27 protein-coding genes and 1 pseudogene are annotated in these 21,912 nt (G+C 37.9%); 24 read left to right on the forward strand and 4 right to left on the reverse strand.

Annotation, left to right across the window (positions count from 1 at the left end; translation table 11 throughout):
* Window positions 1-7 precede the first annotated feature (7 nt).
* From rlmD to GMC92_RS01210, 12 genes and pseudogenes are all read left to right on the forward strand, one after another.
* On the forward strand, window positions 8-1,366 hold the full coding sequence (gene rlmD, locus GMC92_RS01160; protein WP_155199485.1) for a 23S rRNA (uracil(1939)-C(5))-methyltransferase RlmD: 1,359 nt from the start codon (window positions 8-10) through the stop codon (window positions 1,364-1,366).
* A 237-nt stretch (window positions 1,367-1,603) separates the two neighbouring features.
* Window positions 1,604-1,759: a hypothetical protein gene (locus tag GMC92_RS10715; RefSeq protein WP_173019390.1), complete on the forward strand. Its 156-nt coding sequence runs from the start codon at window positions 1,604-1,606 to the stop codon at window positions 1,757-1,759.
* Between the two features lie 20 nt (window positions 1,760-1,779).
* A complete protein-coding gene (locus GMC92_RS01165) occupies window positions 1,780-2,271 on the forward strand; it encodes a phosphoribosylanthranilate isomerase (protein WP_042766118.1) in 492 nt (163 codons plus the stop codon).
* Between the two features lie 118 nt (window positions 2,272-2,389).
* Window positions 2,390-2,530 (forward strand): annotated as a pseudogene (locus GMC92_RS10950) (VOC family protein); the annotation flags it as partial.
* A gap of 21 nt (window positions 2,531-2,551) precedes the next feature.
* Window positions 2,552-2,872, forward strand: a complete 321-nt coding sequence (locus tag GMC92_RS01175) for a TfoX/Sxy family protein (protein WP_003003487.1) — start codon at window positions 2,552-2,554, stop codon at window positions 2,870-2,872.
* Between the two features lie 304 nt (window positions 2,873-3,176).
* Complete coding sequence (locus GMC92_RS01180; protein ID WP_021153052.1) at window positions 3,177-4,220, forward strand: DMT family transporter; 1,044 nt, start codon at window positions 3,177-3,179, stop codon at window positions 4,218-4,220.
* Between the two features lie 176 nt (window positions 4,221-4,396).
* Window positions 4,397-5,005, forward strand: a complete 609-nt coding sequence (locus GMC92_RS01185; protein ID WP_155199486.1) for a Type 1 glutamine amidotransferase-like domain-containing protein — start codon at window positions 4,397-4,399, stop codon at window positions 5,003-5,005.
* 106 nt (window positions 5,006-5,111) lie between these two features.
* On the forward strand, window positions 5,112-5,987 hold the full coding sequence (locus GMC92_RS01190) for an aminoglycoside phosphotransferase family protein (RefSeq protein WP_155199817.1): 876 nt from the start codon (window positions 5,112-5,114) through the stop codon (window positions 5,985-5,987).
* 133 nt (window positions 5,988-6,120) lie between these two features.
* On the forward strand, window positions 6,121-6,738 hold the full coding sequence (locus tag GMC92_RS01195; RefSeq protein WP_155199487.1) for a HEAT repeat domain-containing protein: 618 nt from the start codon (window positions 6,121-6,123) through the stop codon (window positions 6,736-6,738).
* 684 nt (window positions 6,739-7,422) lie between these two features.
* On the forward strand, window positions 7,423-8,964 hold the full coding sequence (gene gggC / locus GMC92_RS01200; protein ID WP_070589195.1) for a streptosactin export ABC transporter GggC: 1,542 nt from the start codon (window positions 7,423-7,425) through the stop codon (window positions 8,962-8,964).
* 143 nt (window positions 8,965-9,107) lie between these two features.
* Complete coding sequence (locus GMC92_RS01205) at window positions 9,108-9,911, forward strand: alpha/beta fold hydrolase (protein WP_070589193.1); 804 nt, start codon at window positions 9,108-9,110, stop codon at window positions 9,909-9,911.
* A gap of 14 nt (window positions 9,912-9,925) precedes the next feature.
* The gene (locus GMC92_RS01210; RefSeq protein WP_155199488.1) at window positions 9,926-10,780 is read left to right on the forward strand and encodes an ADP-ribosylglycohydrolase family protein; all 855 of its coding nucleotides are present in this window, start codon (window positions 9,926-9,928) and stop codon (window positions 10,778-10,780) included.
* 105 nt (window positions 10,781-10,885) lie between these two features.
* Here GMC92_RS01210 and GMC92_RS01215 read toward each other — a convergent pair whose 3' ends face one another.
* The 3 genes from GMC92_RS01215 to GMC92_RS01225 are packed head-to-tail and all read right to left on the reverse strand — an operon-like array spanning window position 10,886 to window position 13,214.
* Window positions 10,886-11,602, reverse strand: a complete 717-nt coding sequence (locus tag GMC92_RS01215) for an ABC transporter permease (protein ID WP_155199489.1) — start codon at window positions 11,600-11,602, stop codon at window positions 10,886-10,888.
* Window positions 11,599-12,414, reverse strand: coding sequence for an ABC transporter ATP-binding protein (locus tag GMC92_RS01220; RefSeq protein WP_049472761.1), 816 nt, complete (start codon window positions 12,412-12,414; stop codon window positions 11,599-11,601). Before GMC92_RS01220 ends, GMC92_RS01215 begins: the two co-directional genes overlap by 4 nt.
* The gene (locus GMC92_RS01225; RefSeq protein ID WP_173019380.1) at window positions 12,411-13,214 is read right to left on the reverse strand and encodes a MerR family transcriptional regulator; all 804 of its coding nucleotides are present in this window, start codon (window positions 13,212-13,214) and stop codon (window positions 12,411-12,413) included. The genes GMC92_RS01220 and GMC92_RS01225 overlap by 4 nt, the downstream gene beginning before the upstream one ends.
* Window positions 13,215-13,570: 356 nt before the next feature.
* Here GMC92_RS01225 and GMC92_RS01230 point away from each other — a divergent pair, with 356 nt between their 5' ends.
* The 3 genes from GMC92_RS01230 to GMC92_RS01240 all read left to right on the forward strand — a co-directional run bounded on the left by GMC92_RS01230 (window position 13,571) and on the right by GMC92_RS01240 (window position 15,356).
* The gene (locus GMC92_RS01230; protein WP_049472763.1) at window positions 13,571-14,137 is read left to right on the forward strand and encodes a hypothetical protein; all 567 of its coding nucleotides are present in this window, start codon (window positions 13,571-13,573) and stop codon (window positions 14,135-14,137) included.
* 169 nt (window positions 14,138-14,306) lie between these two features.
* Complete coding sequence (locus GMC92_RS01235) at window positions 14,307-14,501, forward strand: hypothetical protein (protein ID WP_155199490.1); 195 nt, start codon at window positions 14,307-14,309, stop codon at window positions 14,499-14,501.
* Window positions 14,502-14,549: 48 nt separating this feature from the next.
* Window positions 14,550-15,356 carry a hypothetical protein gene (locus GMC92_RS01240; protein WP_155199491.1) on the forward strand — a complete coding sequence of 269 codons (807 nt, stop codon included), beginning with the start codon at window positions 14,550-14,552 and terminating at the stop codon, window positions 15,354-15,356.
* Between the two features lie 30 nt (window positions 15,357-15,386).
* Here GMC92_RS01240 and GMC92_RS01245 read toward each other — a convergent pair whose 3' ends face one another.
* On the reverse strand, window positions 15,387-16,406 hold the full coding sequence (locus GMC92_RS01245) for a hypothetical protein (RefSeq protein WP_155199492.1): 1,020 nt from the start codon (window positions 16,404-16,406) through the stop codon (window positions 15,387-15,389).
* A gap of 119 nt (window positions 16,407-16,525) precedes the next feature.
* Here GMC92_RS01245 and GMC92_RS01250 point away from each other — a divergent pair, with 119 nt between their 5' ends.
* The 9 genes from GMC92_RS01250 to GMC92_RS10720 all read left to right on the forward strand — a co-directional run bounded on the left by GMC92_RS01250 (window position 16,526) and on the right by GMC92_RS10720 (window position 21,912).
* The gene (locus tag GMC92_RS01250) at window positions 16,526-17,032 is read left to right on the forward strand and encodes a YfbM family protein (RefSeq protein WP_118094899.1); all 507 of its coding nucleotides are present in this window, start codon (window positions 16,526-16,528) and stop codon (window positions 17,030-17,032) included.
* Window positions 17,033-17,063: 31 nt separating this feature from the next.
* Window positions 17,064-17,915 (forward strand): CbrC family protein, encoded by an 852-nt coding sequence (locus GMC92_RS01255; protein ID WP_155199493.1) that lies wholly within the window; start codon window positions 17,064-17,066, stop codon window positions 17,913-17,915.
* Between the two features lie 18 nt (window positions 17,916-17,933).
* Window positions 17,934-18,407 (forward strand): hypothetical protein, encoded by a 474-nt coding sequence (locus GMC92_RS01260; protein WP_173019391.1) that lies wholly within the window; start codon window positions 17,934-17,936, stop codon window positions 18,405-18,407.
* Between the two features lie 27 nt (window positions 18,408-18,434).
* Window positions 18,435-18,989 (forward strand): hypothetical protein, encoded by a 555-nt coding sequence (locus GMC92_RS01265; protein WP_070674179.1) that lies wholly within the window; start codon window positions 18,435-18,437, stop codon window positions 18,987-18,989.
* 103 nt (window positions 18,990-19,092) lie between these two features.
* Window positions 19,093-19,503, forward strand: coding sequence for a DUF7668 domain-containing protein (locus tag GMC92_RS01270; RefSeq protein WP_061455498.1), 411 nt, complete (start codon window positions 19,093-19,095; stop codon window positions 19,501-19,503).
* 11 nt (window positions 19,504-19,514) lie between these two features.
* The gene (locus tag GMC92_RS01275) at window positions 19,515-19,952 is read left to right on the forward strand and encodes a hypothetical protein (RefSeq protein ID WP_155199495.1); all 438 of its coding nucleotides are present in this window, start codon (window positions 19,515-19,517) and stop codon (window positions 19,950-19,952) included.
* A 15-nt stretch (window positions 19,953-19,967) separates the two neighbouring features.
* Window positions 19,968-20,411 carry a GNAT family N-acetyltransferase gene (locus GMC92_RS01280; RefSeq protein ID WP_155199496.1) on the forward strand — a complete coding sequence of 148 codons (444 nt, stop codon included), beginning with the start codon at window positions 19,968-19,970 and terminating at the stop codon, window positions 20,409-20,411.
* 185 nt (window positions 20,412-20,596) lie between these two features.
* On the forward strand, window positions 20,597-21,616 hold the full coding sequence (locus GMC92_RS01285; RefSeq protein WP_155199497.1) for a DNA/RNA non-specific endonuclease: 1,020 nt from the start codon (window positions 20,597-20,599) through the stop codon (window positions 21,614-21,616).
* Window positions 21,617-21,735: 119 nt separating this feature from the next.
* On the forward strand, window positions 21,736-21,912 hold the full coding sequence (locus tag GMC92_RS10720; RefSeq protein ID WP_173019392.1) for a hypothetical protein: 177 nt from the start codon (window positions 21,736-21,738) through the stop codon (window positions 21,910-21,912).

Here is a 21,912-nt window from a genome sequence, read left to right on the forward strand (position 1 = left end):
GAAAACGATGTTAAAGAAAAATGAAATTGTAACCGTTGAGATTGTCGATTTGACCCACGAAGGAGCAGGAGTGGCTAAGGTCGATGGCCTGGTCTTTTTTGTGGAGAATGCCCTGCCAGGAGAAGTCATCCGCATGCGCGTGCTCAAGGTCAATAAGAAGATCGGCTACGGAAAAGTTGAAGAGTATATAGAGAAATCCCCTCACCGCAATGAAGAGCTAGACCTGGCATACTTGCGAAGTGGCATTGCCGACTTGGGGCACCTGGCTTATCCGGAGCAGCTGAAATTCAAGGCCAAACAGGTCAAGGATAGCCTCTACAAGATGGCGGGAATCTCTGATTTCGGAGTCCCCCTGACCTTGGGGATGGACCATCCTGTCCAATACCGCAACAAAGCCCAAGTTCCTGTTCGTCGTGTTAATGGTGTTCTAGAGACTGGTTTCTTCCGTAAGAATTCTCATGATCTTATGCCGCTTGAAGATTTTTATATTCAAGATCCAGTGATAGACCAAGTTATTCTTGCTTTACGAGATTTACTTCATCGTTATGACTTAAAACCCTATGATGAGAAGGAACAGTCTGGTCTGATTCGTAACCTTGTTGTACGTCGTGGCCATCATTCAGGTCAGATTATGGTTATTTTGGTGACAACTCGTCCTAAAATTTTCCGAGTTGAACAGTTGATTGAACAAGTCATCAAGCAGTTCCCAAAAATCATATCAGTAATGCAAAATATCAATGACCAAAATACCAATGCGATTTTCGGGAAAGAATGGCGTACTCTCTACGGTCAAGACTATATTACCGACCAAATGTTGGGCAATGATTTCCAAATCTCTGGACCAGCCTTTTACCAGGTCAATACCGAAATGGCAGAGAAGCTCTATCAAACAGCCATTGACTTTGCGGACTTAAAAGAAGATGATGTGGTGATCGATGCCTATTCAGGAATCGGAACTATTGGCTTATCAGTCGCTAAACATGTCAAGGAAGTCTACGGAGTGGAAGTTATCCCAGAAGCAGTAGAAAATAGCCAGAAGAATGCTAGCTTAAACGGTATCACCAATGCCCACTATGTCTGTGACACAGCTGAAAATGCTATGAAGAATTGGCTCAAGGAAGGCATCCAACCAACCGCCATCCTAGTTGACCCACCACGCAAGGGCTTGACCGAAAGCTTTATCAAAGCAAGCGCCCAAACAGGAGCTGACCGTATCGCCTATATCTCCTGTAATGTCGCAACCATGGCGCGTGATATCAAACTCTACCAAGAGTTGGGCTACGAATTGAAGAAAGTCCAGCCGGTGGATCTTTTTCCTCAGACGCATCACGTCGAGTGTGTAAGCTTGTTAGTGAAACGCAACTAATCCTCAAAAGGTTCCCCGAACCTTTTGAGTCCACAGACGCATCACGTTGATGCGGTATCACTGCTTGTACGAGCTGAGTCATCAGCGAAGTAGAAGTAGATGTTCAGCCCATGGGATAACTGTCGTAGAGTAAGGAGTATACGACGAAACGATACGGTAAGTCCGAACAGCTGAATGTGTAAGCTTGTTTGTGAAATGTGGATAATCGTTCAAAAATCAGAAGGACTAGAGATGTATATGTTGGAATTGTATCAAAATCCTTCTTATAAAGATCTAGTCGCATTTGGGTCCTTAAAAGAAGGAAAAGACTTTGTATCTAAAATAACTGGATATACTCTAGAAAATGAAAATGATTTTGTTCAAGGTAATAAAGTAGAAATAACGAACATTTAGATGAAAGGTTTAGAGTAAATATGAGTCTCTTATTTGAAGAATTTAAAACCATTTGTTTCCATTTAAATCGAGTCGGAATTACACCGACACTGATGGGTTCTTTGGGATTGGAGTTTAGAACGAAAGAAAATTGGGGGCCGTCTGACATTGACATTCATGTACCTGGTGACCCTAGAGGTTGGGAAGCACCTGATCATCTCAGAATTTATGACTGGTTCAAGATAATGAAAGTGATGAAAGACTTAGGCTACGTCTTAATAGATATTCATGAGCATGAATTCCAAAAGGATAGAGTGAGTGTTGAATTTGGAAGTATCGATTCCTTACTTGATTTTGCAGGAGTTTCGGAATCGGATATAGAGCTTATTCACATTGAAGGCATCACTTTTCGTCTTCCAAGTCTGGAGCAGTATCTAAGTATTTACAAAGCTTCTTCTCAAGACTCCTATCGAAATGATCACAATAACAATAAGGATTTTAAAAAGATCGAGTGGCTGGAAAGACATTTGTAAATTATCATATGAAAAGTAGTAAGTTGTAGGAATGGCTGCTATGTTATTTTATCTTCAATTTTATTGGTCATTTAATTTATACTATATTGGCTAGTAATAGAATTAGTAATGAAAAGCAGGTGGAAAAACTGTAAAAGAGCCACAGGTACTTTTCTGGGGTGAATATCACGCATATTTTTCGGATTTAGATGGATATTATTGGGAAGTTTCTTGGGGACCCAATTTTCAATTTGATGAAAATGGACTATTGAAATTTTAGTAATTAAGGGAGATAGCAAAAATGGCTTCAAGTAAAGAATATTTAGATTTCATTTTAGAACAATTGTCCGAGTTAGAAGAAATATCATATAGAGCAATGATGGGTGAGTATATAATTTATTATCGAGGGAAAATCATAGGTGGAATTTATGATGATAGATTTTTAGTGAAGCCTGTCAAATCTGCAATTGCGTATATGCCGAATGTAGAATACGAATTGCCGTATGAAGGTGCAAAGGAAATGCTATTGGTAGATGATGTTGACAACAAAGAATATTTAACCGGCTTATTTAATTCAATGTATGATGAGTTACCTGCACCAAAACCAAAGAAAAAGAAATAATAAAATCTCAGTTTATCTAGGTAATACCATTTAACGATAACCTTATGCGATCGTTAAAAAGCATGTGAATATGTTCTCGGTGACTGCGCATGTCGAGTGTATGAGCTTGTTGGTAAAACGTAGCTAAACCTCTCGCTTTGACATTTCAAGGCGAGATGCTTCAAAGCTCCACTGGAGATTTGAACTCCCCAAACCTTTTGAGTTCTAGGCGAATTCCTGTTTGGATGGAGTGATACTTTGGTTTGGATCTGGGCTGTGATATAGAGGTCATGACCAGAAATAATGAAATAGAGGAGTAAAATTGATGGAGAAAAATAAGCTCAAAGCAATTATGTTTGCCTTTCTGGCAGCTGTTTTTTATGCCATAAATGTACCGATATCAAAGGTTCTTTTGCAGCATGTGGGCCCGACTACAATGGCAGCATTGTTGTATCTTGGTGCTGGGATTGGTATTGGGATGATGTCACTCTTTAATAAGAAGGACAGGGAGAAAGCTGAGAGCCTGACAAAAGCGGAACTTCCCTATATTGTCGGAATGATTGTTCTCGATATTGCTGCACCGATTTTTCTGATGCTTGGAATCAGCTATGGTTCCTCTGCCAATGCATCGCTTCTCGGGAATTTTGAAATTGTGGCGACGACAGTCATTGCCTTGATTCTCTTCAAAGAAGCTGTAACCAAAAGATTATGGGTAGCTATTGGGCTAATCACCCTGTCAAGCATCTTGCTGTCGTTTGAAGGAACAGACAGCTTTCATTTCTCTTATGGTTCTTTGCTGGTGATCATGGCTACCGTTTGCTGGGGACTTGAAAATAACTGCACTAGAGAACTATCATCAAAGAGCACCTATCAAATTGTCATGCTAAAAGGCCTATGCTCAGGTCTTGGCGCTCTGGTCATTTCCCTTATAAAAAAAGAGTCCTTTCCAGGATTTGGCTATATCGCCATTGCCTTGGCTTTAGGTTTTGTGGCTTACGGACTCAGCATTTTCATGTATGTGAGAGCCCAGAATGTTCTCGGAGCAGCTAAAACTAGTGCCTATTATGCTGTCAATCCGTTGATCGGAGCTCTCCTTGCTTTTGTATTTTTAAGTGAATCCTTATCCTGGATGTATGTGATCGCCTTGATCGTGATGGTCATTGGTTCTGCTTTAGTGGTAGTCGATACGTTTATTCGCCAACATGACCATGAACACCAGCATACATTCACGCATAGCCATGGCGGAAGTACCCACACGCATACGGTAAGGCATTCGCATGTCCACAAGCATTATCTAACAGAAGAGAAGCACAGGCATCGTCATTCTATCGAGGAACTAGAGAATCTAGGAAAGGAAAAAGATAGGTAAAAGCAAATATAAGACAGGCTATTACGAGAGGCTGATATGAAATCAGAAGGAGCTGCTTTTGTTCTGAAATTCGGTAGATGTGAAGAGTTTCTGAGAGCTATCGGCAAAACTTGTATGGACAGATTAAAAGTTGGAGTACCATCTTTGCCTCGTTTTTGAGAAAGGACAAAGAAAAAATGGAAACACAAATTTTTTTGATGGGTGGAAATCCGCCGATAAAGAACCATACGATTGTTAATAAAATTGTGTCATCAAGGAAGATCGAAAGAATTGTCATTTTTACAGTTTATCGAGAAAATTGGGAACCGTATATGAAAAAGTACACGGAAGTTTTCCAAAGCCATTTTCCTAACCTAACCACTAATTACTTACTCTTGGACACTGAGCAGATTGATTTTGATAGCTATCTAGATGCTGATGTCATCATCATCGGTGGTGGAAATACGGAAAAGTATTTAGCTACTTACGTCAATCAGCAGTTCAAAAATTATATCGATCGTATGCTGAATAAAGGTGCGAAAGTTATGGGATTTTCTGCAGGAGCCCTATTATTAGGAGAAAAAGTCTATGTCTCACCTAATGATCATTCAGATCATCAGATAAAGATAAAAAATGGATTAGGAGTCTTTAGTCAGTTTTTAATTAGTGTCCATTATGATTCATGGAATGATAAAGCTAATAAGGATAGAGCTGAAGAACTTGTTGATGTTCCCATAATTCCACTAAATGACCATTCCTGTCTTGTATTGGATAAACTTGGAAACATCATAGAGAAAATTGACTAATTTTCATTATGTAAATCTGGATCTAGGTAACTAAAGTGTTTTCGAACTGGATAGGTTACTAGTGAAAACTGCAAAAAGTGTTGTGAAATGTATCGGAGAGTGCTTGATGGATTTTAGTAGTAAGATAGCCATAAATAAAGGCTGGTCAGATGATAAAAAATATTGTGTGACAGATCAAAATCAGCAAAAATATTTCTTGCGTGTTTCTGATAAGGAGAAGTTAGATTCTAAAAAATTTGAATTTGATATGATGGAGAAAGTGGCTTCTCTTGGAATTCCGATGTGTAAACCGATTAGCATAGAACTCTACGATGACGAGGTACACTCTTTACACGAATGGATAGACGGGAAAGATGCAAGAGAAACCATTTTAACTGTTTCGAAAGAACAACAATATACTTACGGAGTAGAAGCAGGAAGAATCCTCCAAAAAATTCATTCACTCCCTATTACAGAAGTTCGTGAAGATTGGGAGGTCTTTTTTAATCGAAAAATTGATGATAAAATCTCCAAATACAAAGAATGTCCCGTTCAATATGAAAATGGTCAGATCTTTATTGATTTTTTAAATGCAAATCGAGAATTGTTAAAAGATAGACCTCAGGTTTTCCAACATGGAGATTTTCATATCGGAAATTTCATGATTGGTGAAGATCGTAAAATTTATGTCATTGACTTTGATCGATTTGATATTGGAGATCCTTGGGAGGAATTCAATCGTATTGTATGGTCTGCTCAAGTCTCTCCCTCTTTTGCGTCTGGTATGATAGATGGATATTTTGATCATAAGGTTCCGGATTTATTTTGGAAGCTTCTCGCTATCTATATTCTAAATAACCTAGTTGGTTCTCTGCCATGGGCTGTACCATACGGAGCTGAAGAAATATCAGTAATGCAACATCAAGCTAAGGAAATTTTAGAATGGTATGATGATTTGAATCAAATCATTCCTAGTTGGTACTTGATTGAGAAAAAGGCTTAATAATAAAAGAGTTTAAATATCAATTTGAAAAAATGTCAAGATTATTTGCTTATATTATAGCGAATTCAATTCTTTATTAATACCTATCGAGAATTATCTTTAAACTTGAAATGTTGTTTTGGGGTCAAGTTACATGAAAGAATATATTTTAAATTTAGAAAAAGAATTCTCTTTAATAGAAAATGGTTTTAAAGAAGAAGAGAAAAGAGCTCTTGCTGACTATCAATCAAACGATAATGCATATACCAAAGAATTAGCATTTTTAGCTTTTAAATCCAATGTATATCAAGTTAGAATGTATAGTGTATTTCTCTTTGGCCATTTGTCATCGTATGAAGAAATTTTGATCTTCATGAGGGATGGGGTTTCAAAAGATGAAAATTGGAGAGTTCAAGAAGTATTAGCAAAAGCATTTGATGAATTTTGTAAGCAAACAGGTTATGAAAAATCTCTTCCGGTTATTGACGAATGGTTACAAAACAGTAATCCAAATGTTAGAAGAGCTGTTACAGAAGGTTTGAGAATATGGACGAGTAGACCATATTTCAAGGATAATCCAGATGAAGCTATTAAACGAATCGCAACATTAAAAGAAGATTCTAGTGAATATGTTAGAAAATCAGTTGGTAATGCTTTGAGGGATATTAGCAAAAAATTTCCAGAGTTGATCAAAGAAGAACTTGATAGTTGGGACGTTAAGAGTAAAGAGATTCAAAAAGTTTACAAGTTAGCAAGTAAATTTATTAAGTGACAATTATCAGCTATAAAGTTTGAAAAATGCTAACTATAAAATAGTTTCATTCTAAAGTTTAATTTTAAACAACAACTTAATCATTTTCGTTCTATAATATAGAAGTTTACTAGCACCACACGTAGAGTGTGTGAGTTTGTTAGTGAAACGTAGCTAATCCTCAAAAGGTTCATTGAACCTTTTGAGTCCGCCCATGCGAGAAGGTGCCCTGGGGTATAGCTGTCGTAGAGTAAGGAGTGTACGACGAAACGGTAGGTAAAAGCGTAAAAAACTTGTAATAAAAGGGATTGTAAAAAGCCTTGAGGTCAAGGCTTTTCTCGTGTACATAGGAAATATTAGAGCAAGAGTATAAGTTTAGTATCTTGGTTTGATAGATGGAATTGTTAGGGTTTAATTTCCATTTACCCTTTTATTTTTCTATGTTATAATATTTTAGAGTAGACGTAATCAGCTTTTAACTCTTCTCTTAGAGTGATGAATTCGTTCAATAATCTAATAACAAAGCTAAACTAGTCACTTTTTGTTCTATAATATAGATGCTTTCTAGCACCACGTTGAATCTGTAGTTCTGCTGGTAAAGCATAGAAATCTTTGAATGAAATATTTTTAAAGTGTTTGTATCCCAGCAAAGAGATAAAAAACGCCTATCTAAGTTGGTAAATAACTTTAGGAGGTTTATACGTTATGCTTAGATCTTATGTAACCAAGAAGCACTTATTCTTCTATTTTGTGGCGATTATGATTACTTGGCTGGAGGCTATCATTACACCAGCTTTGATTCAGTATATTGTCTCTAGTTTTACCAATCACCAGTTGCATTTGCTATGGCAGGTCTTGTTTTGGGGGATTGTTGGAAATTTGATTCTCTTGCTGGGTTTGGCGGGGAAACGTTATTACTATGCACGAGTGCTGACAGACTTCAAGTCGGGTATTAAGAAGGCTATCTTTCAGACTTTTCTATATAGCCGTCGGATAGCGGATGAAGAAGTTTTGTCAGACTTGGAAAATGATGTAAAACAGCTAGAAGATAATTTTATTGAGCCGACTGTTATTATCATTTCTTCTTTGGGATTTACAACCGTCTCTATCTGTTATGCTCTTTGGACTAATTTTTATCTTGGCTTGCTCTTTATCATTTTTTATTCGATACCTGTTCTTTGTAGTGGAATTGGCTCTAAACGTTTGGATAAAATTACGAAGGAGAAGTCCTTAGCTAATCAAGCCTATGTCTCTCAAGCAACCAATATGATCGCAGGTGCTCGTTCCATACGGTATTATCGGGGACAAAGCTTGTTTTACAAACTGTTTTCTAAAGATTTGCACAAGGCTCTAAAGGAAGAAATCGCCTATGAAAAGCAACGGACCATAAATAGTCTCTTTATCAATGGAATTGATGCTTTTTGCTCTGTTGCGCCCATTGTCATTGGTGGTTTCATGACCTATTATAACTACCTATCTGCAGCCAGCTTTGTAGGAATTTACCTCGTATCGTATAATATTGGCTATCAATTTCAGGAGTTATCTTATTTTATCAATACTAGAAAATCAGCCAAGTCTCTCTGTGATAAATATCAAAAATTGTTGGGAGTAGACTTGGATATGCCTTCTGTTCTCGAAGGTTCCGTCTTTCCTATCCAGTTAGAGAAAGTCAGTGTAGAGCGTGATGGTCAAAAAATCCTAGCCCCTTGTGATCTTACTATTGAGGAAGGTGAAAAGATTGCCATTATCGGAGAAAGTGGTTCTGGAAAAACAACCTTACTGAACCTAATCTATGGTGAAATTGAGCCTAGTCATGGTCAGATTCGTTACCATGGGCAAGAGCTAACCTCGGATGAACTCTATCAAGCAGGAGCCTACATTCTCCAGTCTAGTCATATCTTTGATGGTTTAAGCCTTGAGGAAAATATTGCTTTGGGACAAGAACTTGATACTGTAAGGATGGATGAAATCCTTCGGCAAACTGGTTTGAAAACTCTTCAAAACAAAAATCTTAGCAACCAGACTCTGTCAGGCGGTGAGAAGCAGCGCTTGGAAATTGCCCGTGCTCTCTATCACAATCGCCAATTTATCCTAGCTGATGAGGTCAAAGCCAATCTGGACTTTAAAAATCAAGAGAAAATCAGTCAACTTCTCTTCTCCCTCCCTCAAACACTTGTAGAAGTGATTCATCACTATAGTGAAGAGGACTTGAAGCGCTATGATAAGGTGATAAAACTGGAGAAATAGGTGGAGGTATAGATTTCAGAAAGGAGTGGCAGGTTCATTCTTTTTTGTGAGATAGATAATAAAAACTCTGTCTAAATATATCAGTACAATAACGTTAAACGAGGGATGTATCTAGTGAAAGTCTTACAGTAAGGAGTTTAAATATGAAATTCCATGAATTTGGTGATAAGAATTTGCCTCCTATCTTGCTGATACATGGCGGTGGCAGTTCTTGGTGGAATTATCTTCGCCAAGCACGGATCTTATCAGAAGAATACCGTGTTATTTTACCTACTTTGAATGGTCACGGTGAAGAGTACCAACTCGATTATGTTTCTACGGAAGATTCTGCTTTGGAGATCCTAGACTATATCAAAGAACACTGTGGCGGGAAGTTGTTTGCGATTGGTGGTGTTTCACTTGGTGGTCAAATTGCTATGGAGCTTTTGTCCTTAGACAGCGAAATTGCCGAGAAGGCCATCATAGACGGAAGCCTCTGTATTCCTCAACCAGGGTTAGCTAAACTCAGCATCTTTCTAGTATCACTATTTGGTAAACTGATGTTCAGTAAATTCTCTTGTAAACTTCAATTAAGCATGATGAACAAACTCTATCCTAAACTGGCCTATCCAGAGGAGATAAAAGCATATTATTTGGAGGATCTGCCAAGGACGCCTATCAAAACATTAGTGACTATTTACAAAACCTATATGGGGCGTTACAAGCTCAAGGATACGATTTCTGCTAGCAAGGCGCAGGTTCTGTATATCTACGGTGAAAAAGAATTAAACTGTGTGAAAGCATCAGCGAAATTATTTCAGCAGCTCCATCCCAATACGATCCTGTATGAAGCTAAAGGCTATAACCACGGCTATTTATCAGCTTATCTACCTCAAGAGTGGGTTGATTTGGTTGAGCCATTTTTAAAGAGCGATTCATTGGAAATGTTTAATGAATCTGATATGTAATAGGGAGGAATCTGATGCTAGGAGCAATAGTTGGAGACATTGTTGGTTCTGTTTACGAATGGGACAATATTAAAACGAAAGACTTTCCATTATTTCGTGAGGATTGTTTTTTTACTGATGATACGGTTATGACCTGTGCTGTTGCTGAAGCCATCATGAATGGCGGTCAGAAGGATGACTTTATTGATGCCATGAAGAAGTATGGTAGGATGTATCCTGATGCTGGTTATGGTGCTAGGTTTGACGCATGGATTCATAGCAATGACCGCGCCCCTTATAATAGCTTTGGCAATGGCTCTGCCATGCGTGTTTCTCCCTGTGCTCGGGTCATGGCTTGTTGCTATTGTGCACGAACAGGTACCTGGCCAACTAGCAGAGCTCTTGCTCGACTTTCCGCAGAGGTGACTCATAATCATCCAGAAGGCGTCAAAGGAGCTATGGCGACGTCTGATGCTATCTTTATGTGTCGGTATTACTTTGGGGGCTACTGTAGTGACTACGGGCAACCAATCAATGATAACCCTATAGAGTGTAAGAAACGTATCAAGGAAAAAATAGAGAAGGAGTATGGCTATAATCTTTCTCAATCTCTGAATGAAATTCGTCCTAGCTATCGTTTCAATGAAACTTGTCAGGATACAGTACCTCAGGCTATCATTGCCTTTCTTGAAAGTACAGATTTTGAAGATGCAATTCGAAATGCCATCTCTCTTGGTGGGGATAGTGATACTCTTGCTGCTATCACAGGAAGTATAGCAGAAGCAGCTTATGGCATACCTGATTGGATTAAAGATAAGGCCTATACCTATCTTGATGAGCCTTTAAAAGATGTGCTTAGGCGATGGGAGCAAGAAGTTTCAATAACATAACAGAGATTAGATAAAGACAACCAAAAACACTAAAGCGACGAGATAAGTAATAATCTCGTCGCTTTTTGCTTAATAGTTAATGTTGCTATGGATTTATTCAGGCACCTAGTTAGATTTTTGCTGATTCAAGAGGAGGATACAAGTCATTACTGAGATACAGGATACAAGAATCAGATACCAAAGATTTTCAAGACCCAAGCCATGATCTAGCATCAAGCAGTATCCCCAAGAAGCGGGGAAAAGACGCCCTATTCGTTTAAGAAAATCAGGTAGTAAGTTGCTAGGAAACATGATTCCTGAGAGCATAATTGAGGGTAAAAAGACAAGTTGCGCTATCATGGTAAGCTTTGCTTGATTTTTTACAGTAAGGCCCAGTATGCTTCCGATACTTAACGATACGAAAATGTAGATTGACAGTGCGAGAAAGAATAGGGGAAGTTGACTCGGTAGACTTGCCTTAAATAAAATTGGAGCAAGTAGTACGATCGCCATGCAGGTCATTATCAAATGAACAAAGGCAGAGAGAACCATGGTCACCAGTCCTAAGTGAATAGGCACACCATTTGCTTTATAAATCTTTTTTATGTCGCTTCCGTATGTTTCAATCAAGGAAGGCGGTAAGCCGAGAAAGGCCCCCATGGAAACACTCATGACAATCATTGACTGTATGAGTGTACTACCCATTTCAGGCATAACGGAAGTAAAAATACTACCCATGAGAAGAAAGAAAATAAGCGGTACAATATAGTAAGTAACCAAGAGAGACTTACTTCGTATGTCCAATTTCCACTGTAATGCTAGGCTATATAAGAATCCTTTCATTCCGATCCCCTCCTTGCCATTTCGATGAAATGCTGCTCCAGTGTGCCACGATCCACCTTGATATCCAATATCTGGATATTTTTGTGTTTGCATTCTTCCAATAATGAAATCAAAGTGTCCTCGATCGTATCTGTTTCAAAAGATTCCTCTCCGTCCCGGGTCTTTAAATGGATGAAATATTTTCTTCCCAACCTGTCTGTTAGTTCTGAAGGAGTACCACAAAAGACGATCTTTCCACTATTCAAAATAGCAATGCGGTCACATAAGGTTTCAACTTCGGCCATATCGTGGCTTGCCAAAACAATTGTCTTGCCCTGTGATTTGAGCTTTCGGATTTCTTCATGGAGGGATAGTCTTCCTTCAACATCAAGTCCCGCTGTCGGTTCATCGAGAAAAATAATATCCGGATTACTGATAAGTGCAAGAGCAAGATGTAATCTTCTTTTTTGACCGGTGGATAATTCTATGTATTGCGACTCCTTCATTTCTTTTATGCCAAGGGCCTTTAGCATAGCATTATCAATGTATGTATGATTCCATTTTGCAAAGAGCTTTATGGCTTCTATCGGTTTGATGTGAGCGGGTAGAGAGGAGGACTGTAGTTGAATTCCGGTTTTCCCGTTTACAACGATAGTGCCTTCGTCATATTTTCTCAGACCTTCGATACATTCAAGCGTTGTTGTTTTTCCAGCTCCATTCACTCCGAGCAGAGCAAAGATTTCTCCTTGTTTGATTTGAAAATCGAGACCTCTAAGAACCATATTGCTACCATAACTTTTCTTTAATCCAGAAACCTCTATTGCGTCTTTCATGGTTCTACCTCCTCAAGGGGATTGGTTCCAAGCCTTGAAAAATAGACTTGTAAAGCAGGCCCTAAATAATCATTAACGATTTTTTGCTTTTCTTCCCAAGCGTTTGAGGCGGTATCAATATTCCCTATTTCCATCAACTTCGGAAGCATGCTCATATCACCATTTGTAAACTCCATAATCAAACTCCAGTATTCTTGCACAACCTGTTGGCATTGTTCGCTTTCAGCTGGTACATTTTCTTTCTGAAGCTCTACGATTTGATCACTTAGGCGGTTCAACCTATCCATAAAATCTTGCCCGCTTTTTTTGTCAAATCGACTGCGTATCTGGTCGAGCGTATCATCATCAAAGCGCTTAATGAGAGAGTAGGAGTCATTCTTCATCTGTAGATTGACAATAATGTCTGCATACTTCTTAAAATTGACCGTCTGTATTTGTAAAACTTCTGCCTTTAACTGCTCTATTGCGACTAAAGAATCCTTAAGTTGTTCAATATTTTTACGAAGAATATCTGCTTGCTCTGTAAGAGCCTTAGCAACATCATCAGGTGTTTTCAAAGAGATCAAACGCCCCTTTATATCCTTGAGAGAAAAGCCTAATGATTTTAATGATAGAATCTGATGGAGTAGCACTATATCTTTATCGGTATAAAGCCTGCGACCTCCCTCACTTTCTGCCGATGGGGAAAGTAGCCCCTCTTTATCGTAATATTGTAGAGTACGGATGGTAATGCCCATTTTCTTAGCAAGTTCCCCCACTGTCATAAATCCTTCCGGAATTGCTCTATATTTAGCCATCATTACCCACCTCCTCATACCTATTATACATCGTTACGTAAGGTCATGAACAAGGATTTTTAATAAAATTTAAACTGTAAATCTTTTAGCATTAATGAAGAATCTCATAAAAAATATAGACTTGATGAATTGGTGAGCTTGTTTTCTATTTCAAAAGGTTATTTGGTCCAATAATAAATATCTGATATGTGAGTGGAAACGTGTTATAATTGAGGATGAGACAAGAGGAGGTAAGCTGGTGAAATTTTTAGCAATCAATCCTATTTAGTAAAAATAATGCTTGAATCTCTATCCTCACGTGTTGAGTATATTAGTTTGCTAAAAAACTATCTTCTATCTAAATATTGAAAGGATTAAGGATGTATCTATTAGAATTTTACCAAAACAATTATTCAAAAGATTTAGTCGTGTTTGATTCTTTAGAAGAGGGAAGAGCCTTTGTAGCGCAAATCCCGGGATATACTTTAGAAAAAGAAGATAGTTTTGATGTGGAGTATTTTAATCCAAAAAATCTACCGGATTATATGGAGATTGTCTTCAATGGAAATATTGTCCCTTTATCTAGATTTTCGTTTAATTCTGAGGAAAATGTGGACATTATTTGGAAAGAAATTTCGAATCTATCCGTTAAAAACGATAAAATGATCGAAGGAGCTACAAAAGTAGATGCATATGTCGTGAATAACGATGAAGTGAAAGCTTATGTCGAAGCACGAGAAGCAAACTTCCGCAAGGCAAAAGTATTCCTAGAAAACAAAGGGTATGAAGTTGACAGAAGCTTTTTCGGAAGTGAAGACGGCGAAGCGATTCTCTACAGAAAACGCGGCACCGAAGATTGGCACTTCTTATGCCACTTAGACCCGCTGTTTGTAGAGATTGAAGATGTCGAAGAATATGTGAAAGAAGCGATGGAAGATATTCAATAGTCAAACAAAGTTCTTTGTGAGTGTATGCCACTGCTTGAGTAGACGGATTGAGCAGTAAAGAGAAACATCTAGCACTATCTAGCTTCTTAAGGAGAAATATCTATCATGAAAATGGAAATCAGGAAAACCTATCTTGTAAAATAAGATTATCGCATTAATTCCTCAAGATATGATTAAACGGATTCCATTTTTTGTTAGAAAACATGCCATTACATGTACTGTTAAGAGAGTTTCGCTCGAGTATCCGGAGTTGTATGCAGTAGCTGAACAAGAAGGCCAACTTCCTGAAAAGGAAGCTCAAGAATTGCAACAAATTCTTACAGATATTTTCCAAGAGAAAATGAACAAGCATAAGATTAAATAAGTTTTGAGATTTATCAATAAGGTGTCGATTGAGCATTAGGAGTTGAGAATGGCTATTGATGGCGTTAATATCATTGACAGTGATCAAGGTTATGATATTTACAATGAGGTAGTTGGTCGCTATAGAGATGGTGAACATGTGACGAATATCATCAAGTATATCCTCGATGCAGAGAAAGATTACTGTCAAACAGACTTTTTTACAGAAATTTATTGGACTGCTCTTGCCTACTCACTGTGGAAGATTGGTCACCTGACAGACGATATTAGAGATAAAACCTTGGAGCTTATCAAAAAAGGGGCTGATCCATTTTGGTTGGAAATAGATTCAAAGGCTTTGAAGCAAAGGCAAAAGGTCTTGGATAAACTTGCTATCCAGTTGCAAACTGAAAATCCTAGACCTCTAAAGGTCACTAAAGCCAAAACTAAACGTAAACCTTATTTTGAAGAAGGAGATCTCCTTACTGTTAAGTTCCAAGATGAGTATGGTCTTGTCTTTGTATCTATGGTTGAGCAGAGTCCTAGAAAGCTTGAGTATCATTTGGCTTGCACACGCCTCTTACAAACAAAAAAGCCCTCCATCGATGATTTTTTGACCAGTCAAATCTCCTGTAAGATGGACAATACAAAGTTTGCTCTCGTTACAGATTGCTGGTTCAATCACAAAGATTTAGGGCAATTATTAGAAAATATTGAAAAAATTGGACAGGTGAAACTTAGACCTTTTAGTCTTTGGATGTTAGCACCTGCCCAAAATTTAGAAGATATTTATGAAGAAATCACTAGAGATAAAGGTTCCTCTGGCCTTCGATTCATCGAAACCTATAAACTTGTTGACGATATTTTTCCAGTTTAATGCTTATGTGATAAAGTGGGAAATGGTGAATCATTCCCACATGCTATGCTGGGCTCTGACTCCATAGCTATCTAGGGAACCATCTGAATTGAACTTGGATTCAATCCGGTATCTTTTCCAGAGGTCGTAATCTGCTGTTTGAATAGTCAGAATGAAGTTGGTATCCTTATCAGAGACATTATAATCAGCTGGATTGACTTCAAAGATATCGATTAATTTTCGTGTTTGAAAATCTTGGAGCTTGAGATTTGCTAGCTTGACATGATTGATGGAAATTTTTTCTAGTTGCTTGCTATCCTTAGGTGTTCTGTAATAGGTGATGACGCAGTTTTTGAGTTGATCAGTATCTCTTCCCGTAGGAGTAAGGCTCATAAAGCCACAGGACTGATCATCCCGCTTGACTTCAAGAAGCTGACCGTAGTAGAAGTGGTCGTTTTTGGGATTGGTGATGGAACTCTCTGCGCCTTTATCTCCAAAGGTATAGCCTTGGTCTAAAAGCTCGGAAGCCTTGGTTTCACCAATGATGACAGTGGTATCTTGAATGGTTACTGGAACTGGTTGAGCTGGAAGACCACTCATCATCATGCAGAACATAAAAACATAACTTGTTAAAAAAGCTGTCCCGATAACAGCGTTGGTTGATGCATAGACATGACTGTTATGAAAGTTTTTGCTTATAGCCAGTACAACAAATTTACCAATACTTTTTAAAACCATACTAACAAGTACGATGAAAAATTGTTTTTTCAAACATTCATAAATGGCTTGAGGAAAGCTATTACTATGATAGTAGAGGACAGCCAATACGAGTAGATTTACGATTAAATAGATCAGCAAGAACCAATGAATCTCTTTAAGGGCATTAGCATCAGTGATTTCTTCATAGTCAACGTGAATTCTACCTTGAATGGCATGGCCAAGTTTATAAATCCATTTTGGGACAGCTTTCCCTTGTCTAACAGCAACTACAAGTCTGATATAGAGGTAGATAGTAAAGGATAAGGATAGAAAGAAAAGAGCATAAAAACCCAAAACAATACTAGTGAACATTACTATTTCCCTTTATTTAACATTCATTAAAACAATTTCTTAGCTCCATTATAGCATTTTCTATAGAAATAGAGCTAGAAATATCAGTATTATCCTACAAGATTCAAAGGAGAAAAATCATGGGAATGATTGCCAATTATCAATATTTACCAGACAATGAATTAGAACAAATAAAAGCTCTTTCTAACCAAGAAGATGACTTGTTAGACTTTGCTGAGGACTCCGCTGACACTCATGATATCATAATAGATATCGACAAAATGTGGGATGCTCTTCTCTTTGTCATGACAGGATTTAGTAGTTCAGAATTTTTGGATGACAATCCCTTGAGAGAAGCTGTTTTAGGGGTGACTCCTCTAGAGGATGTATCTGAATATATCGCCTATACTGAAAAATCGAGAATTGCGGCTATCAGTCAAGCTTTAGAAGAATTTGATATGGACAAGGCTTTGAAAGACTTTAGTATGGAAGCATGCAAGAAAGCCGACTTGTATCCTGATATTTGGGATTATCTTGAGGAAGAGGAAGAAATCAAGGATGATATTTTAACCTGCTTTGTCAAAATGAAAGACTTTTACAAGGAAATCTTAAACCACAAGGGGAATGTCTTAGTGACTATTTGTTAAGGTTTTTATATTCCATTAGAAAGGTAGTCCCATGAATCCATTTCTAGAAAAGTATATTACTTTAAAAAAGCAATACCTGGAACAAGATGGAAATTCTTCCAGTGTTGCGGAACTCTATGATTTGGCTGATGAATTAGCTAAGTCTGATGATTTAGAAGCAAAGAAAGTCTTAGTTGACCTCTATGAACAATTGGGTCTCTACACTAGTGCCTATAGCTTATTTACCAAAATCTTAGACAAACCTGATCGAAAACAGATAAAGAAACTGAGCCGTTTACAAGAAATGAGTCAGAGTCATGGCGATCGTTTTGCCCTTCCTCGTCCTCTAAGAAAAGAAGAGAAGAAGCAAAGACAGGACTTGTTAAAAAACTTGCCTCATTTTCTCTATCATCCAGATCCCTTAGCTACAGGTTCATTTGTTGAAGGAGAAGCCAAGCTTTGTCCATCTTGTGGGAAAGAAAGCAATGTTTATTATACCCTTATACCTTATTGTATCGAAGAGATAGAACATCTCTGCCCAACTTGCATTGCAAACGGTCAAGCAGCCAAAAAATTCGATGCAGAATTTATCCAAGATGCCGAGTGGAAGGGTGAATTGGATCCAGAAAAGAATCAGCTGCTTTTTTGTCAGACCCCAGGCTACTCTAGTTGGCAGGGAGAATATTGGCTTTCTTGTTGCCAAGATTATTGTGCTTACCTGGGTACAGTTGGAACTCGAGAATTGAAGGATATGGGAATCGCTGAGCAAGTCTTGGCAGACTATGAAGGGCGTGAAGAATATAAAGATGTAGAAGATTACTTGGTTAAAGACGGGCCTATCTGTGGTTATTTGTTTAGATGTCTCCATTGTCAAAAATACCAGATCTGGGTTGATGCAGATTAAATCGGAATGTGATTCGCTATGAAAATTAAAGAGAAGACTATGGAAGAACTAGAATTATTCGAAGCCGCCTCCAAAGATTTAGTAGATACTATGCAGGGATTTAAAGACAATCTATCTATTCAATTTCCCCTATTAGATAGTGATAGCTGGCAGTATGATAAGGGATCGATAAAAGTTTGTAAAGCTGATGAGTTAGTATTCAAAAAAAGATGTAGGGTCGGAATTAGCTACAACTTGAAAGTCTCCCTATTAAACGAAGATGCCGAGCAAATCTGGTTACTGTTTAAAGACTGGTTCAATACTAGCAGATTGAGTCAAGTTGAAAGAAATCCTAATAATGAGGATTTGGGAAGATATGTCTTCTCAGCAAGTTCCCCTCTAGGTGATCAGGTAGATTGTTCCATTTATTTGCCTAATGAGTGGAATATCCCTCAGATTAGCTTTTCAGGCTATCTAACAGCTCGTTATAGGGCTTGTGATCTTGATAAATAGCAAGAATAAGATGGAGGTTTTTTAGAGATGAGAAAGATTAATTGGGACAAGATAAAGACTCGCTTAGATGCCTTGCTAGTCATTGACGAATATCTGACAGATCCGAGTGAGGATTGGCTCAGACTCGTGATTAAGACTGAGGAAGACTATGGAGTCCGCTATCTTATTGATAATGGATCTGGTGATTCTTTAGATGTGATTTTGACTGATAAAATGATCCTTATAAAAGGCTTTGATCATGAAAGTAGTTTAAGCCAGTTTGGTGCTGACGAGTGGAATCAAGATATCATCGATAGTTTTTATAAAGGACTGGATGAAAAGTATGTCTCACTTTATTCAGAAGAACAAAAAGATGAAACAACCTTCTTTATCTGGTATGACGGTCACGCGCATCAACAGACTTACCAAGATCAGGATGGCGGAGAATGGTTGCTATCTTACCTCTTTGATAGCTTTGAGAGATTTCATGAGTTTGTGACTGACTATTATGAAATTACCGTAGATGAAGCCTTGTTAAGTAAACTATACAATCATGGATATCTTTCAGAAGTAGAATTGGAGCAATTAATTCATAATTCCTAGATTAGATAAAAAATCAGTCTTATTCTTATTTGGATAGGCCCTTAAAGCGATGGGATAAGTACATCTCAGTAAACTAATATGTACAGTGAGAAAGGATTTCCCTATGGGATTTTTCGATAGATTTAAAAAGAGAGATGATAGTTATAAAAGAGAAAAAGTTATAGAGGTTATCACAAATATTTTAAAAGATATTCACTTAAAAAATTATGAAGATATAAAGAATTATGTTGACGAATTTGAGATTGACGATTTAAATGAATTCTTTGGATATGTTGAAAAAACACTTGAATTAAATGATTTTGACACGATTGATGAATATGGAGTGGCATGTAATTTCCATCCACCTTATGAGTATTCTCAATTGGAGATTTATGATTATAATGACCATTCTGGGTTTGCCGTTGACTATGAGATGACTTCTAATTCAGAATTAGTGGATATGACCCTTCAATTAGAATTTTTATATACCAAAGATGGCTATAAGGTGAGATTTCTTAATATTGATTCAGATTAGTAAGGACCCCCATGTTAAAATCGAATAAGCTAATTATTTTTTTAATTTCTCTACCTTTTCTGATGGTCATTGTTTTCTATTCTCTTAGTGAACATCCTGGATATAGTGATGATGGGAATTTCGTCAGAAATCATGAGGCTGCTATTAAGAGTGAAATCATCGCACACTTAGCTCAGGAAAAGCAAGACATAAAATCTGTTACGCTCTTACCAAATACTGCTAGAGGTGAGTATGATAATGGTGGTGATGTGAGTGGAAATTACCATATCTATTTTACAGCCTACGTCGATCATAATCGTGAGCGAACGATAAGCGTAGAACTATTCTTCCCAGATGCCAGTATTCCACCTTTCACCTTGTTTCCTCCCAACCCTTATAAAGACAAGGGCAAAAAGATGTCCAATTGGTTGATTGGGAATATTGAAGTTTCGAAGGAAGCGTCTAAATAGAAATAAGAACAAGTCATGATGAATAGAATAGTAGATGATCAGATAGTGCTTATTCCTTATTATAGGAATGATGACATTTCCCTTCTTTGGTATCAAGATAGTGAGGTTTGCAAACAAGTTGATAATGCTGATCAGATTTACAATCTAACAAAACTTCATAAAATGTATGATTACCTAACTTCACATGGTTCTTGCTATTATATCCAATATGAGGGAGTGTTAGTTGGAGATGTGACACTTCAAGATAACTCGGAACTTTCTATAGTGATCAGCAAAGAGTATCAGAATTTACAGATCGGAAGACGATGTATTTCTGAAATGATACAGCTGGCCAAAGAGAAAGAAATGGTTAAGGTAACTGCTCAAATTTATCCTTTTAATACTCAAAGTCAAAGAATGTTTTTGGCTTTGGGATTTCAGAAAGTAGATGAAGAGTGGTATGAATATAAGTTGATTTAGAATAGTTGTTTGTCATTATATGTATTTAAATAATAGTCCGCATTTTGTACACTAAAGAAATTTAAAGTAAAAATAAACTCATTATAAAATCTAATTGAAATAGGAGAAGAAATTATCTATCTTTTATGTCTGTAACCGTTTTTTCTGCTATAATATCACTAGATAGAAATGTGGGAGTTTCAATCATGGTTACAAAACGGTTTTTGAAAAATGTTATTGTTGCGATAGTCTCGGTTTTTATGTCCTTGGTTGTTGTTCAAGGGGCTCAAGCTGAGCAAACTGGACTCGATTACCAGAGTCTTCATCTACTGCCTTTTAATGGCAATAAGCAGCTAGTACTGGGGGATTTTGATCATTTAGGTCGTGCGACCTCCGCTCATATTCAGCTGCAGGACAAGGATGAGCCAAAGAAAAAAAGAGAACCGCGTCTCAGCTATAATCCGGTTGGTTGGCACAATTATAAGATTGCTTATGGAAATAAAGGAAAGAAGGCCTGGTTGTTCCATAGAGGGCATTTGATCGGCTATCAGTTTAGTGGTCTGACCAATGAAGGGAAAAATCTGGTTCCTCTAACTGCCTGGACCAATACGGGGAATTATAAAGGGACAGCGGATAGCAATGTGGAGGGCATGCTCTACTACGAGAAACGACTCGATAGCTGGCTGGCCACCCACCCCAATTATTGGCTGGATTATAAGGTAACGCCTGTCTATACGGGGGATGAATTGATCCCTCGGCAGGTGACCTTGCAATATGTAGGAATTGATCGAGATGGCAACCTTCTGCCTATCCATCTAAGTAGTCCCAAAGAGTCGGTAGATGCTTATGGGATCACCACTGTTACCTTGGATAACTACTCTAAGAATGCGACTATTGACTATCTGAAGGGGACAGCCAAGCCATCTTTAGTGCCGACGGAACCAAGTAGTCAACCACAACCAGCCAGTCCTTCTGTAGAGACGAAACCAAGTCAAGCCCCTCAACCGAGTCAGCCAGCAGTGCCTGCACAGCCAGTTCAACCTGTCCAGCCTACAGAGCCAACTCGTCAACTAGCTCCAGTTGTTTATGTGGCCAGAAATGGGAGTGCGGATGTTTATTGGTATTCTTTGGACAGTATGCCTCGCAATACTAATTTTTCTAAGGTTGTTCAAATGTCAGAAGAGCAAGCGCTAAGTCTTGGAAAGCGGCATACAAGTAAGGAATGAGTATAAGTTATTTTGATAATGAGAAAGCCCAATTGTTGGGCTTTTTGTGTAGGGTAAGTACTAAATAGGAGAACTAAAATGATTGAAAATATGCTATAATAATAGGACGGAGGTAGAATATGACCGTAGATGTAGATATAGAAAAAATGATGATTATGGGTGTGATTTTTGACAACAAAAAGGTTTTTAAGAGCGTCTGGTTTGCTCTGAGCACCAATATGATTGAAGGATGGCATCCCACGGTAGAAGACGTGGAGCGACTGAGAGAAGAGGCCGTTCTGGAAAGTGCAAACTAG

The sequence above is a fragment of the Streptococcus parasanguinis genome, from assembly GCF_009717775.1.
GTDB lineage: Bacteria > Bacillota > Bacilli > Lactobacillales > Streptococcaceae > Streptococcus > Streptococcus parasanguinis_AG.